The organism is Oceanihabitans sp. IOP_32, assembly GCF_009498295.1.
GTDB classification, from domain to species: Bacteria; Bacteroidota; Bacteroidia; order Flavobacteriales; family Flavobacteriaceae; genus Wocania; species Wocania indica.
Window position 1 is genome coordinate 2,485,282 of the sequence record NZ_CP040813.1, and the last position, 12,710, is coordinate 2,497,991.

A 12,710-nucleotide genomic window follows, 5' to 3' on the forward strand; every position below is an offset into this window, starting at 1 on the left:
AATGCGAGTTTTTTTTCGAAGTTGAATCGACTTAGTTGTTTTTCGATTTTATCGAAATACCGTCTTCGTCGATACTAACTTTAACGTCGTTACTATTGGCCTTTATTCCCGTATTGTCAATTTTTAAATGCGCGCTATCTACGGTAATTTGTATACCTTGTTCATTTAGTTTTAGCTTAGAGTTTTCATCATTTAAATCAATATTTATATCGAAATCCTTTTCTACAAGACAGTCTAAACACTCAATATCGTCGTTTAAAATTTTTAGATACTGGTTATTGTCATTATAGGTTATAAGTGTTCCTTTATGATTGGTATAGTAAAAAAAGGTCTTAGAATTCTCGTTACATTTTATTACGGATCCTTCAGGTAAAAACAAGGTGATTTCTATATCTTGATCACTATATTTATCATCATAATTTATCGTAAAAAACGAATCTAGAAGCAAGACATTATTTTTTAGATCATAATTATAATTTATGTTTTTAGCACGGCTAATGGCTTTGGCATAATCTCTGCCGTTGGCACTTTTATTAATAGCTATTTTAGCCAGCGAATCGGTTGTTGATTTTACAATAATGCTAATATCGGATGCATAAATAGTTTTGTTTCCGTGCTCGTCGCGAATAAGTTTAAAGGATTCATTTTGTCTATTATTAGCATTTTTATATAAATCGTTGCCTAGCATTTTTAAATGAAGCGTATCGTTTCTTGTAATTTGTAATGTTTTCTCTTCAATAATACGCTCATCAAAAGCGTGTTCACTAGCTTGTCTAATGCCTACAATAACCAATCCTATAATAGAAATTAGCCAGACACCCAACAAGGTGAATTTTGCAATGTTTCCTATAGATTTTAAATTGTTTATTAAAATTTTCAGGCCTAAATAAAACACGAAAAAGAATGGTACACCTACAGCAAAAAAGGTTAACAAAGATACGAGCCAAATAGGAGTATTTCCAGCATTTACAATATTAACAATATCAATACCAGGTAAGTGAAAAAGGTCTACAACCCCTAAAGATAATAGAGTAATTATTAACGCGATAAGTGTCGATGCGCCAACAATCATTAAAATCACCCCAATAAATTTGGCAAATATTTTAAAGAAAAACATTATAATATCTCCAATCGTATCGAAGAAACTTTTAGATGACGATTTAATTTTTTTTCCCTGTTTTTCAAAATCAACTTTTTTAGCAGCATCAGAAATAGAATCTGAAACGGTTTTCGCAGCGGCACCAACATGATCTGATACGTTTTCAAAACCGTCTTTAATTTTTTTTTCAATATTGCTAATGTTAACAGGTTCCCCGGTCATCATAATTTTCTCTGCCGTAGTTTTCGCTTCAGGTACTAAAATCCAAAGTAAAAGATAGAGAAGTAGTCCGGTTCCAAAGCCAAAGATTAAAACTATCCAAGCTAAACGTATCCATGAAGCATCTATTCCAAAATAGTGACCCAATCCAGCCGATACCCCACCAACATAAGAGTTATCAGGATCTCTAAATAGCTTTTTAGAAGTTCTTGTTTTTTTCTTATTTGCAGCTTGTGGTTCGTCATCAAAAATGGCATCATCTACCAAGTAATCTTCAGGTTGTCCCATAATGGCGATCACTTCATCGACTTCGCTCATGCCAATAACTTGCCTCTGGTCTTGTTTGCGCTCATTAAAAAGTTCGGCAATTCTAGCCTCAATGTCTGCAATAATTTCGTCTCTACCTTGAGAGTCTGTAAACGAACGTTTTATAGCCTCAAGATAGCGTTGTAGTTTTACATAGGCATCTTCATCGATATGAAAAAATAGACCTGCTAAATTTATGTTTACTGTTTTATTCATTTTCTGTTGTTTTTTGGCTTGTTACAATGGTTACAGCGTTGTGTAATTCGTTCCAGGTGGTGTTTAATTCCTTTAAAAATAATTTACCTTTATCGGTTAATCCGTAATATTTTCGTGGTGGGCCAGAGGTCGATTCTTCCCATCTGTAATGCAATAGACCTGCATTTTTAAGTCTAGTTAACAAAGGGTAAATAGTGCCTTCTACAACAAGCAATTTGGCGTTTTTTAAAGTGTTTAAAATTTCTGCAACATAGGCATCGTCGTCTTTTAAAACCGACAATATGCAGAATTCTAAAACGCCTTTACGCATTTGTGCTTTTGTGTTTTCTATCTTCATAATCTCATGCGTTTGATATGGTGAAACTGTTCATTTTTTTTGATTGATGTGATGATTTTTATTGATGAATTTTTGGGCGTTACCACAAGGGTCGGGCTTTTCGTTGCAAGTCCTCGCTCGTGCCTCGCTGTGGGCTTTTCTCTACAATCCCTAACGCGGGCCTATTTGCTGTTTTCAGAGTTTGCGGTGTTACCATAATGCTATTTTAAAAAGTTAATCGTTAAAGGGTATTGGTATAGTTCCCCATCTCTTGCTTTTAAACTGGCTATAACAATAAAAACAAGCTCTAAAATAAATCCAATTACTGCCAAAGCACCCAAGGCACCACCTATATAAAGCAATGGTGATGGCTTGCCAATATTAATACTAAAATCATAGAAGCCGTTAAAATCTATAAAATCTAATCCACTAAAAATTTTAAAAATAAAAAACGGAATAGTTAAGGTTCCTAAAATAATGGCATATAGTAAAATACTCATCTGGAAATTAATAGCTTGCTTGCCGTGCGCATCTATAAATTCAGATTTATCTTTGTTCACAACCCACAATACAATAGGACCAATAAAATTTCCAAACGGAATTATAAATCGGCTAAAGGTCGATAAATGTATAAAAGTAGCGATGTTTCTTTGATGCCTGTCTATCATGATTTTAAAAGGTATAATAGTTGCTTATACAAATATATGTCTTAAAGCAGGTACTTTGTTACGCATAGTACTGTAATTTAACATTAATTTAACATATTGATATATCAAATATTTTCGATATTTTTGAGTAAATTCAATTAATAATGAAGTTAACACCTAGTAAAATCAATAAGTTTAACATTTTTAAATTACCATCAGTTTTTTTAATGGGTGTTAGGGTTACCTCGATAACTAACCAAGCCTGTACTGTAACCGTAAAGCATAAATGGATCAATCAAAATCCATTTAAATCGCTGTTTTGGGCCGTTCAAGGTATGGCTGCAGAGCTCACTACTGGAGCCATAGTTATGGCGAAAATTGCCGAGAGCGGAAAAAAAATTTCTATGTTGGTTACCACTAATAATGCAACATTTACAAAAAAAGCAACGGGCAAAATTACATTTGTATGTAACGACGGGGCTTTAATAGATGCCGCCTTGCAAAAAACTATTGAGACCGGCGAGGGGCAAACCTTATGGATGCAATCTGTAGGTACCAATACTGATGGTGTTGTAGTTTCTACTTTTAATTTTGAGTGGAGTGTAAAACTAAAAAGCTAGTTTATTTGTTTTTGCCAATAGTTTTCTGTGCATTCACAGTTTCTGGTATTAGAATTTAAAGGACAGAGCATCTTTGTAAAATTTTAAAAGAAACTGTAACAAAAATTAAAACAAATCAACCTATAAACAAATCAATAAAAACAACACGATATGACAGCACACGAAGTCGACTACGCCATCTATGGCGAAGAAATGCAATATGTAGAAATTGAACTCGATCCGCAAGAAGGTATAGTAGCAGAGGTGGGAAGTTTTATGATGATGGACGACGGTATTAAAATGGAAACTATTTTTGGTGATGGTTCGCAAAAAGACTCTGGATTTTTAGGTAAAATTCTCGGCGCAGGAAAACGCATACTAACGGGTGAAAGCTTATTTATGACTGTTTTTTATAACGACCTAATGGGTAAACGCAAGGTGTCTTTTGCATCGCCGTATCCCGGAAAAATTATTCCAATTGATTTAACACAATTCGGCGGAAAATTCATTTGTCAAAAAGACGCCTTTCTGTGCGCAGCAAAAGGCGTAAGTGTAGGTATAGAGTTTTCTAAGAAGATCGGACGTGGTTTATTAGGAGGAGAGGGTTTCATTATGCAAAAACTTGAGGGAGACGGTATGGTTTTTGTTCATGCCGGTGGTACCATGGCTAAAAAAGAATTACAAGCAGGAGAAATACTTCGTGTTGATACGGGCTGTATTATAGGTTTCGACAAAACTATAGATTACGATATCGAGTTTGTAGGGGGTATTAAAAATACCATATTTGGTGGAGAGGGCTTGGTTTTTGCAAAACTTCGAGGTCCTGGAACCGTATACGTACAATCGTTACCATTTAGTAGGTTAGCTGGTCGTGTTTTAGCAGCAGCACCTCAAGGCGGTGGTAAAAACAAAGGCGAAGGTAGTGTTTTAGGAGGTTTGGGCGATTTATTAAATGGAGATAATAGATTTTAAGTTGTTAAAATTTCATTAAATTCAAAGGCCTAAAACAATTTTCGTCTATATTAGATGTTTAATAAATAACACAAAAACACAAATCTATTTTTAATTTTAACCTAAATTTTTAATTGTAATTATGGCAAGAGCAATGTTTGAGTATACTAAAACTATACTTAATAAAGTAAGTTTTGATACGTCGTTATTTTGCAAAGAAGTACAAAAGGCAGTAAATAGACTACTAGCCCACGAGCTTGAAGAACTCAAAGTTTTTATTCAATCTTTAGTGCAGCAAAAACCTGAGTTAAATCAATGTCTAATTTATTTAAAAGCATAGATAAAAAGCGACCTCGGTCGCTTTTTATTTTTTTGGTATAGGGCTAATTATATTGACATTTTGGAATGTAATGGCCCCGCGAATAATTCCAGATATTACTTCTTGTAGCACTTCAATAATATGTATTTTTAGTTCGTTTTTATGATAGATTAAACTCACTTCTCGCGCAGGAACTGGATCGACAAAATGATGTAAATTTTCGGTTTCTTTTTTGTTTATATCCAGAGTGTGTAAATAAGGTAAAAGCGTCATTCCTAAACCTTCATTAGATAATTTAATTAGCGTTTCTATACTACCGCTTTCTATTTGAAACTGTTCATTAGTTTGATCTTTAAACGTCTTACACAAATTAACAACACCATCTCTAAAACAATGACCATCTTCAAGCAATAACATATCGTTAATCTCTAAATCTGATATGTTTATTTTCTTTTTAGAATACAGTCTATGACTTTTAGGAATATAACATACAAAAGGCTCAAAATATAAAACACGCTCTTTAATTAATTCGTTTTCAAGAGGGGTTGCCGCAATAGCAGCATCTAAATGGCCGTCTTTGAGTTGCTCTATAATTTCTTCTGTAGTTAACTCTTCTATTTTTAATTTTACTTTTGGGTATTTTTTTATAAAAGTTTTTAAAAACATAGGTAATAAGGTAGGCATAATTGTGGGTATAATACCAAGCTTGAATTCACCACCAATAAAACCTTTTTGTTGATCTACAATATCTTGAATTCTGTAAGACTCATTAACTATAGTTCGCGCTTGAGTAACAATTTTTTTACCAATTGCCGTAAGTTCAATAGGCTTTTTGCTCCTGTCGAATATCTGTACTTCAAGCTGTTCTTCAAGCTTTTGAATTTGCATACTCAGCGTGGGTTGCGTTACAAAACATTTTTCTGCAGCTTTTGTAAAGTTTTGGTTTTCGGCTACAGCTAAAACATAATATAATTGTGTAATGGTCATTAGTATCAATTTAGATTATAAAAGTATTAAAAGTATCAATAATACTAATTAAATAATCGTAAATTATTAATTATGTTTGCGTATAAACAAAAAAACAAAATAAAATGGCATACAATAGTATAGGTTTAAAAACCTCAGAAACAAAAGATATCGCAGAAGATTTAAATGTTTTATTAGCAAATTTTCAAGTATATTATCAGAATTTAAGAGGCATACATTGGAATATTAGAGGTAAGCGTTTTTTTGATTTACATGTTAAATTTGAAGAACTATATACCGATGCTAATGTAAAGGTTGATGAAATAGCGGAGCGTATTTTAACCCTAGGTGGAGTGCCTTTGCATACCTTTGAAGATTATGCAGCAAAAGCCCAAGTGGTAGTTGGTAAAAACATTACTGAAGATGATAAGTCAGTGCGTTTAATTGTAGATTCTCTAACCGAACTTTTAAAAATTGAAAGAAATATTCTTGAAAAATCTGGCGATGCAAATGATGAAGGAACAAACTCTATGATGAGTGATTTTATTACCGAACAAGAAAAAACAGTTTGGATGATGAAGGCTTGGTTAAACGAAACCATGTAGTCTGTGTCCAGTATTTATAAGCTGTACGCTTTAAAATCTCAGATTAAAACTTTTAATCTGAGATTTTTTTTATGATACAATGTAGTTCTATTTAATACCAATTTATTTTAAAGCAATCCTCTCGCTTTAATTTCTAAATAGGTATTAATAGTATCGATAGTAAGGTTTTCTGGGGTAGTTAATATGGAATAGATGCCGTATTTTTTTAGTTCGTTGACGATTAAGCGTTTTTCAAAAGCAAATTTCTCTGCGATTACTTTATCGTAAACTTCTTGCACCGTATGTGCTTTGTTGTTAATTACGCTATCTAATTCGGTATTTTGAAAGAAAACAACCACTAATAAATGATTTTTGGAAATGGCTTTTAAGTATGGCAGTTGTCGGTTTAAACCATCTAGTGTTTCAAAATTGGTGTACATTAAAATTAGACTGCGCTGTGTGATATGACGTTTTATATGGCCATAAAGTTGGCCAAAATCACTTTCATGAAAATCGGTTTTAACCTTATATAGTGCTTCTAATATAAGTTGCATTTGCGAACTTCTTCGTTGTGCGACAACACTATTTTCTATGGTTTTAGAAAATGATAGTATACCAGCTTTATCGTGTTTTTTTAAAACTACATTGCTAATAACAAGGGTGGCATTAATGGCATAATCTAAAAGACTTAAACCGTTAAAAGGCATTTGCATAACCCGCCCTTTGTCTATAATGGAATAGACCGGTTGCGATTTTTCATCCTGAAATTGATTAACCATTAATTGATTCCGCTTAGCGGTAGCTTTCCAATTTATGGAGCGCAAATCGTCGCCTAAAACATAATCTTTTATTTGCTCAAATTCCATGGAATGACCTAAACGACGCACTTTTTTAAGTCCGAATTCTAGGGCATTCTGATTGATATTTAAAAGTTCAAATTTTTTTAATTGCTTAAAACTTGGGTAGGTTGGTACCATAGCACCTGTGTTAAAAGTATAACGCTTGGCCACTAATTTTAATACGGAAGCCGCATAAACGTTTAAACTGCCAAAATGATATTCGCCCCTTTCGATTGGTTTTAAATGGTATTGAAGTGCTTGCGATTTTTGCGCGGCAATAAGGGCTTTAATTTTAAAATCTCTAATTTGAAATTGCTCTGGTATCTCGTCGATTATTTCTAAATAAATGGCAAATGGATAGTGATTAATGAGATTTAAAATTACAGCATTTTGGTCGCCATTAGAAAATTTATCGGGTAACACTCGATGCGCTTTAATTTTATCTTTACCAATAAATATTACAAGAAAATCGATAACAAAAAACAAAATAAGCACTAAAATTGAAAGTTGCGCAATGCGAAATAGCAAAGGGACAAAATAACTTAACCCAAACAAAAAAACAGTGCCAATGCCTACGTAGAAAAACCGTGGTTGAATGTAAAAGGACTTAAGTATTTTCAAAATTTAGTTAAAATTTATTGGTTATTACACGGAGTTTCGCTGAGGTTTCACAGAGTTTAGCGGAGTTTAATCTCTGTGTGTCTCTGTGCAAACTCTGGGTGTCTTTGCGAAATACTTTACTTGCTGAGTTCTGCATATTACCAACTAATTAGCGAGGAATCTCAACTGTTTCAATAATTTGTCTAATAATTTGGGCACTCGAAACACCTTCCATCTCGCGCTCTGGAGTGACAATAACACGGTGGTGTAACACCGGGATCGCAGCGCGTTTTATATCTTCGGGTGTTACAAAATCTCGCCCACTCATGGCGGCAAAGGCTTTGCTAGATTTCAGGATTGCTATCGACGCTCTTGGCGATGCGCCTAAGTATAAAAACGGATTGCTACGAGTGGCCATAATAAGCTGAGCGATGTACTTTAACAAATGCTTTTCAACTAAAACTTGAGTAACTAATAGCTGATATTCTGAAATTTGTTTCGCCGTTAAAAAAGAAGAAATTGTTGCTGTTTTTTCGGTATCTCTCAGTTGATGTTCTCTAGATAGAATTTCAATTTCTTCATCTAATTCTGGGTAATCTACATTAATTTTAAATAAAAATCGATCTAATTGTGCTTCTGGCAAACGGTATGTCCCTTCTTGCTCTATAGGATTTTGAGTTGCTAAAACCATAAAAGGCGAATCTAATTTAAATTTTCTACCATCAATAGTTATTTGTTGTTCTTCCATCACTTCAAATAAAGCGGCTTGCGTTTTTGCAGGTGCTCGATTAATCTCGTCAATTAAAATCATATTAGAAAAAATAGGGCCTTTTTTAAACTCAAACTCTGAGGTTTTTAAATTAAAAATCGAGGTTCCTAAAATATCACTCGGCATTAAATCTGGTGTGAATTGAATACGATTAAAACCAACGCTTAAAGATTTCGCTAATAGTTTGGCGGTTATGGTTTTTGCAACCCCTGGTACCCCTTCAATAAGCGAATGACCTTTAGCTAAAAGTGATGCTATTAACATGTCTATCATGTCTTTTTGCCCAACAATAACTTTGCCCACCTCTTGTTTTATGTTTTCTACACTACTTTGCAATTCAGATAAATCCAAACGATTTTTAAATTGTAAGTCGTTTAAGTCTTCTGCGCTATTATTTTTAGTTGGCTCGGTTAAGGGCGTTTTAGGCAAATAATTTTTATGGTCTTTAGGGGCTTTATTGTCGTCCATGATTTTTTAAATTTAAGTTTTCAATGCGTTTGTTTAGCTCTATGAGGTCGGTTTCAAGAAAATCAGTTTTAGCTCGTAAGTTGTTTATATAATTCACAAGGCTTTTAATAGCTTTTCTGTTTTTTCCTGTTTTCGATGTTAATTTATCTACAAATACGTCATCTAAAACCGAGGTATTTATATTGTAAGTTGTTCTAATATGTTCTAAAAAGTAGGTTATTTTTTTGTCTACAAGGTTTTTGTGGTCTTGAGTTTCATAATATAAATTAGAAACAGTTTTAACAAAATTAAGCGTTGTGTTTTGCAAAGGATTTATAATTTTAATGATGCGTTGCCGGCGTTTTGCATTAAAAATTACAAATAAAATAGCGAAAATCAAGGCCGTGTACCAGGCCCATCTAAACGATAATTGCTCTAAAAACCAACTCAGGTTCGATTCTCTTTTAGCCGTTCTATTATATGGGGTTCTTATTTTCTCATGGGCATCAAAATATAGGTCGCTTTCGGGTAGGTAAGAAATAACACCTTCTACATATTTATAGCGGTTGGCTTTTAAAATATTGTAATTGGTAAATGCTTTAGGCTCTAAATGTAAAAATAAGTGACCTTTTCCAAAAGGGATCTGTATAAAATTTACCCGTTTATAATCAATTTTGGTATGTCCTAAGACCACATGATTTAACGTATCGAATGTACTAAAAAAATAATCACCTTCGTTTTTATCGATAATGATATCTTTAGCATTGCTGTATTTTAAAGACTGGTAAGATATGCTATCTTTTGTGTTTTTGGTAAATTCAATAGCTATATTTAAAGTGTCATGAATTTTTTGAGGGAAGTCGTAGTCTGATATAAAAAGCGTATTTCCTGAGCTTACAAAATCTAATAATTCATCTATAGACTCAGAGTCTAAATAGTTAGAATTTCCAATAATAATATAAGTACCTCGGGCAGTATGAGTACCCGAACTATCCCTAGAATTTACTTTTAGATAATTACTAGGTAGATGATAAACGGTTCTTACTTTGTTGTTTTTAAAAAGGTTAGGTAATTCTTTGTAAAACACACTCAAGCCATAGGGATGGTCGCTCTTTTCGTTAAAAGATTCTTGCCAATCTATCTTTCTTGTAGCTTCTACATTTAAAACTATGGCTGCGGTTATAACTAAAGCAGCAATAATGAAAAATAAAAGGATGATTTTTTTCATTATTTCAATAGGTTTAGAAGGCTTATAAAGCGCTGTTTGGCTTTGTTATATTGTTCTGTATTTACAGGAAATTCGCCATACCAAATGTAATTATAAAGATACGAGGTATAGGCGAATGAGGGCCCAAAAGGTTTCCCTTTTGTTTCGTTTACATACGCTGCGTTGGTTTTGTCATCTTCAAATTTAATGTGTTTTTTTAAGCTTAGTGTTTTTAAGAGTAATAAGTAATAATAGCGTATGGCGAGCCTAAAATTATTGTCGTTTTCAGCCTGACGGATTAAGGCACTAATATCGGTGTTTTCAATGTTTTCGGCGGTAATCTTTTCTCGATGCTGCAGAGCTTTATTAGGTTTAGTTGAAAATAAGCTTGAACGACCTTCATTGAGTAAGATATAAACTAAAATTAGGACGGCCAGAGCAAGTGCTAAGTAAAAGAACCACGACAAGAAATCTAGGTTAATATTAAAGTTATAGGAGGACTTTTTCTCATATTTATAGTCTTCGTAGGTTCCAGAACTCGAAGGGGTATGACTTTTATATGAGTCGCCTTCGTAATTAAATCTATTGCTGGAATAACGTGTCTTAAAATCGTCGTCAAATTGTCTCGTTAGTTCAGGATTCTGAGTATTAGAAACACTAAAACCATCCAACGTATTTAAAAAACATAAAAACACCAAAATAACCATATGTAGACGGGTAATTTTCAAGCGATAGTTGGGGTTAAAGTTGATATTTGGGTTATTGTTTTTTGTACTTTAAAGGGGTAAACTAAGTAGTAGTAGCTTATTATACCAAGGGTAGTTAGAATAATTCCAACCGATAACCAATTGGGCATAACATTAGAATAACGCGTAACGTAACCCTCCAAAAAACCGGCTACAAAGGTAAATGGGAAGGTACTTATTAAAATTTTAACGCCTGTTTTAGCACCCATTTTAAACGAGGTGTATCTAGAATGCGTACCTGGAAACAGAATGCTAGCGCCAAGTATTAAACCCGCGGCGCACTCGATAATAATAGCAAAAATCTCCATAGAACCATGAATCCAGATGCCGCGAACACTTTCCCAAAAAACACCTTTTTCGTAAAAAAAATACTGGAAAGACCCTAGCATAATACAGTTTTTAAACATGACGTAAAGCGTGCCAACACCACCAAAAACACCTAAAACAAAAGCCATTATTCCCACACGTAAATTGTTAACGGTAATGCCAATAAAACTGCCCCAATTACTACCGCTTTTATAAACGGCAACAGGATCGCCAGCCTCAATATTTTCTAAAGACATGTTTACGTAGTTATCGCCTAAAATGGAACGTATAAACTCCCCATCGTTGGCTGCCGAAATCACACCTATAAACGTAAATGCAAAAAATATAATAAAAGTGATATAAATAAACTTTTTGTATTGGTAGCAAACTAGGGGTACTTCGGTTTTCCAAAAATCAATAAATCGATTGGTGTTTTGGCGTTTGGTTTTATAAATTTTTTGAAAGGCCTTGGCCGCTAACTGGTTTAAATAACTGACTAGCTTGCTTTTTGGGTAATAAGTTTGGGCGTACGCCAAATCGTTAACCAATTGAATGTACTGCGAGGCGAGTTCGTCTGGATTTTTAAAGTTGTTATTAAACACAGCCTTTTCAAAACTCAACCATTTTTCCTTATTTTGCTTGATAAATGCAACTTCTCTCATATATTTCTTCTGTAAAAAACTAAATTTTGTATCAAAAAAATGACAAAATTCAGTTTCACTTCAGTAGTCAACTTTGTTAATCCATATCAATTTTTCTTTTGACTTTATAAATTTTCAAAAGAAAAAATTCACGTATTTTTGATAAATTAAAATATAAAATGTCAGAGTTACAAATTAACACGACCCAAAATGTCAAAATAAAATTTACTGCCGTAGGGGCGGGGGAGCGCTTGTTGGCATTTTTAATTGATTGGGCTATAAAAGTAGGTTATTTAATATTAATAAACAGATTTTTTGGTGCGTTTGATAATATGGATCAATGGTCGCAAATTGCCATTAATACCGTATTGAGTTTTCCTGTTATGTTTTATACTTTAGCCTTAGAATCAATGTTAGAAGGTCAAACCATAGGAAAACGCATTCTAAAAATTAAAGTCGTTAAAATTGATGGTTATCAAGCTTCTTTTGCAGATTATGTAATACGTTGGTTTTTTAGAATTGTAGATATTTATGTATTAGGTTTAGGTTTTTTTATAATATTATTTAGCAAAAAGCATCAACGCTTGGGCGATATGGTTGCGGGAACTGCCGTTATAACATTAAAAGACAACGTGAAAATAAGCCATACCATTTTAGAGAATTTAAAAGAAAACTATAAACCAAGCTATGCCAATGTTATAAAATTATCTGATAACGATGCACGTATTATAAAAGAAACTTTTCGCACGGCTAGAGCTTCTAAAGATTATCAAACCCTAATAAAATTAAGAAAAAAGATTGTTGAAGTGACCGACATTAAAACCATAAAACAAAACACAGATATCGAGTTTATTGCCGTTATTTTAAAAGATTACAACTATTACACCCAAAGTATGTGAGTAGAGCAGAAATGCTATGCTTTTAAAGTGCGTG

At 33.3% G+C, this 12,710-nt stretch carries 14 protein-coding genes; 5 read left to right on the forward strand and 9 right to left on the reverse strand.

The window, feature by feature from the left end; all coding sequences use genetic code 11:
- Nucleotides 1-31 precede the first annotated feature (31 nt).
- The 3 genes from FEZ18_RS10380 to FEZ18_RS10390 form a co-directional block, all read right to left on the reverse strand.
- Nucleotides 32-1,840 (reverse strand): PspC domain-containing protein, encoded by a 1,809-nt coding sequence (locus FEZ18_RS10380; RefSeq protein ID WP_153268246.1) that lies wholly within the window; start codon nt 1,838-1,840, stop codon nt 32-34.
- Nucleotides 1,833-2,177 carry a PadR family transcriptional regulator gene (locus tag FEZ18_RS10385; protein WP_153268247.1) on the reverse strand — a complete coding sequence of 115 codons (345 nt, stop codon included), beginning with the start codon at nt 2,175-2,177 and terminating at the stop codon, nt 1,833-1,835. The genes FEZ18_RS10380 and FEZ18_RS10385 overlap by 8 nt, the downstream gene beginning before the upstream one ends.
- Nucleotides 2,178-2,377: 200 nt before the next feature.
- Nucleotides 2,378-2,824, reverse strand: a complete 447-nt coding sequence (locus tag FEZ18_RS10390) for a DUF4870 domain-containing protein (protein WP_153268248.1) — start codon at nt 2,822-2,824, stop codon at nt 2,378-2,380.
- Between the two features lie 143 nt (nt 2,825-2,967).
- Between FEZ18_RS10390 and FEZ18_RS10395 the strand changes: the two genes are divergently transcribed.
- From FEZ18_RS10395 to FEZ18_RS14720, 3 genes are all read left to right on the forward strand, one after another.
- On the forward strand, nt 2,968-3,423 hold the full coding sequence (locus FEZ18_RS10395; RefSeq protein ID WP_153268249.1) for a DUF4442 domain-containing protein: 456 nt from the start codon (nt 2,968-2,970) through the stop codon (nt 3,421-3,423).
- Between the two features lie 150 nt (nt 3,424-3,573).
- Nucleotides 3,574-4,374, forward strand: a complete 801-nt coding sequence (locus tag FEZ18_RS10400; RefSeq protein WP_153268250.1) for a TIGR00266 family protein — start codon at nt 3,574-3,576, stop codon at nt 4,372-4,374.
- Nucleotides 4,375-4,495: 121 nt separating this feature from the next.
- Nucleotides 4,496-4,693: a hypothetical protein gene (locus FEZ18_RS14720; RefSeq protein WP_153268251.1), complete on the forward strand. Its 198-nt coding sequence runs from the start codon at nt 4,496-4,498 to the stop codon at nt 4,691-4,693.
- Nucleotides 4,694-4,717: 24 nt separating this feature from the next.
- Here FEZ18_RS14720 and FEZ18_RS10410 read toward each other — a convergent pair whose 3' ends face one another.
- Nucleotides 4,718-5,659 (reverse strand): LysR substrate-binding domain-containing protein, encoded by a 942-nt coding sequence (locus tag FEZ18_RS10410; protein ID WP_153268252.1) that lies wholly within the window; start codon nt 5,657-5,659, stop codon nt 4,718-4,720.
- A gap of 104 nt (nt 5,660-5,763) precedes the next feature.
- Between FEZ18_RS10410 and FEZ18_RS10415 the strand changes: the two genes are divergently transcribed.
- Nucleotides 5,764-6,243 (forward strand): Dps family protein, encoded by a 480-nt coding sequence (locus FEZ18_RS10415; RefSeq protein ID WP_153268253.1) that lies wholly within the window; start codon nt 5,764-5,766, stop codon nt 6,241-6,243.
- A gap of 107 nt (nt 6,244-6,350) precedes the next feature.
- On the opposite strand, the gene FEZ18_RS10420 is transcribed toward FEZ18_RS10415, so the two are convergent.
- The 5 genes from FEZ18_RS10420 to FEZ18_RS10440 form a co-directional block, all read right to left on the reverse strand.
- Nucleotides 6,351-7,682, reverse strand: a complete 1,332-nt coding sequence (locus tag FEZ18_RS10420) for a DUF58 domain-containing protein (RefSeq protein WP_153268254.1) — start codon at nt 7,680-7,682, stop codon at nt 6,351-6,353.
- A gap of 148 nt (nt 7,683-7,830) precedes the next feature.
- Nucleotides 7,831-8,898, reverse strand: a complete 1,068-nt coding sequence (locus FEZ18_RS10425; protein WP_153268255.1) for an AAA family ATPase — start codon at nt 8,896-8,898, stop codon at nt 7,831-7,833.
- Entirely contained in the window at nt 8,885-10,105 is a 1,221-nt protein-coding gene (locus FEZ18_RS10430; RefSeq protein WP_153268256.1) for a DUF4350 domain-containing protein, read from the reverse strand. The genes FEZ18_RS10425 and FEZ18_RS10430 overlap by 14 nt, the downstream gene beginning before the upstream one ends.
- On the reverse strand, nt 10,105-10,812 hold the full coding sequence (locus tag FEZ18_RS10435; RefSeq protein WP_153268257.1) for a hypothetical protein: 708 nt from the start codon (nt 10,810-10,812) through the stop codon (nt 10,105-10,107). The genes FEZ18_RS10430 and FEZ18_RS10435 overlap by 1 nt, the downstream gene beginning before the upstream one ends.
- Nucleotides 10,809-11,798 carry a stage II sporulation protein M gene (locus FEZ18_RS10440; protein ID WP_153268258.1) on the reverse strand — a complete coding sequence of 330 codons (990 nt, stop codon included), beginning with the start codon at nt 11,796-11,798 and terminating at the stop codon, nt 10,809-10,811. Before FEZ18_RS10440 ends, FEZ18_RS10435 begins: the two co-directional genes overlap by 4 nt.
- A 158-nt stretch (nt 11,799-11,956) precedes the next feature.
- Here FEZ18_RS10440 and FEZ18_RS10445 point away from each other — a divergent pair, with 158 nt between their 5' ends.
- Entirely contained in the window at nt 11,957-12,676 is a 720-nt protein-coding gene (locus tag FEZ18_RS10445; protein WP_153268259.1) for an RDD family protein, read from the forward strand.
- The last annotated feature ends 34 nt before the right edge of the window (nt 12,677-12,710 follow it).

Excerpts from the sequence above, each read along its gene's own strand:
- FEZ18_RS10380 (WP_153268246.1), bottom strand. The coding sequence starts at position 1,840 with ATGAATAAAACAGTAAACATAAATTTAGCAGGTCTATTTTTTCATATC.
- FEZ18_RS10385 (WP_153268247.1), bottom strand. The coding sequence starts at position 2,177 with ATGAAGATAGAAAACACAAAAGCACAAATGCGTAAAGGCGTTTTAGAA.
- FEZ18_RS10390 (WP_153268248.1), bottom strand. The coding sequence starts at position 2,824 with ATGATAGACAGGCATCAAAGAAACATCGCTACTTTTATACATTTATCG.
- FEZ18_RS10395 (WP_153268249.1), top strand. The coding sequence starts at position 2,968 with ATGAAGTTAACACCTAGTAAAATCAATAAGTTTAACATTTTTAAATTA.
- FEZ18_RS10400 (WP_153268250.1), top strand. The coding sequence starts at position 3,574 with ATGACAGCACACGAAGTCGACTACGCCATCTATGGCGAAGAAATGCAA.
- FEZ18_RS14720 (WP_153268251.1), top strand. The coding sequence starts at position 4,496 with ATGGCAAGAGCAATGTTTGAGTATACTAAAACTATACTTAATAAAGTA.
- FEZ18_RS10410 (WP_153268252.1), bottom strand. The coding sequence starts at position 5,659 with ATGACCATTACACAATTATATTATGTTTTAGCTGTAGCCGAAAACCAA.
- FEZ18_RS10415 (WP_153268253.1), top strand. The coding sequence starts at position 5,764 with ATGGCATACAATAGTATAGGTTTAAAAACCTCAGAAACAAAAGATATC.
- FEZ18_RS10425 (WP_153268255.1), bottom strand. The coding sequence starts at position 8,898 with ATGGACGACAATAAAGCCCCTAAAGACCATAAAAATTATTTGCCTAAA.
- FEZ18_RS10430 (WP_153268256.1), bottom strand. The coding sequence starts at position 10,105 with ATGAAAAAAATCATCCTTTTATTTTTCATTATTGCTGCTTTAGTTATA.
- FEZ18_RS10440 (WP_153268258.1), bottom strand. The coding sequence starts at position 11,798 with ATGAGAGAAGTTGCATTTATCAAGCAAAATAAGGAAAAATGGTTGAGT.
- FEZ18_RS10445 (WP_153268259.1), top strand. The coding sequence starts at position 11,957 with ATGTCAGAGTTACAAATTAACACGACCCAAAATGTCAAAATAAAATTT.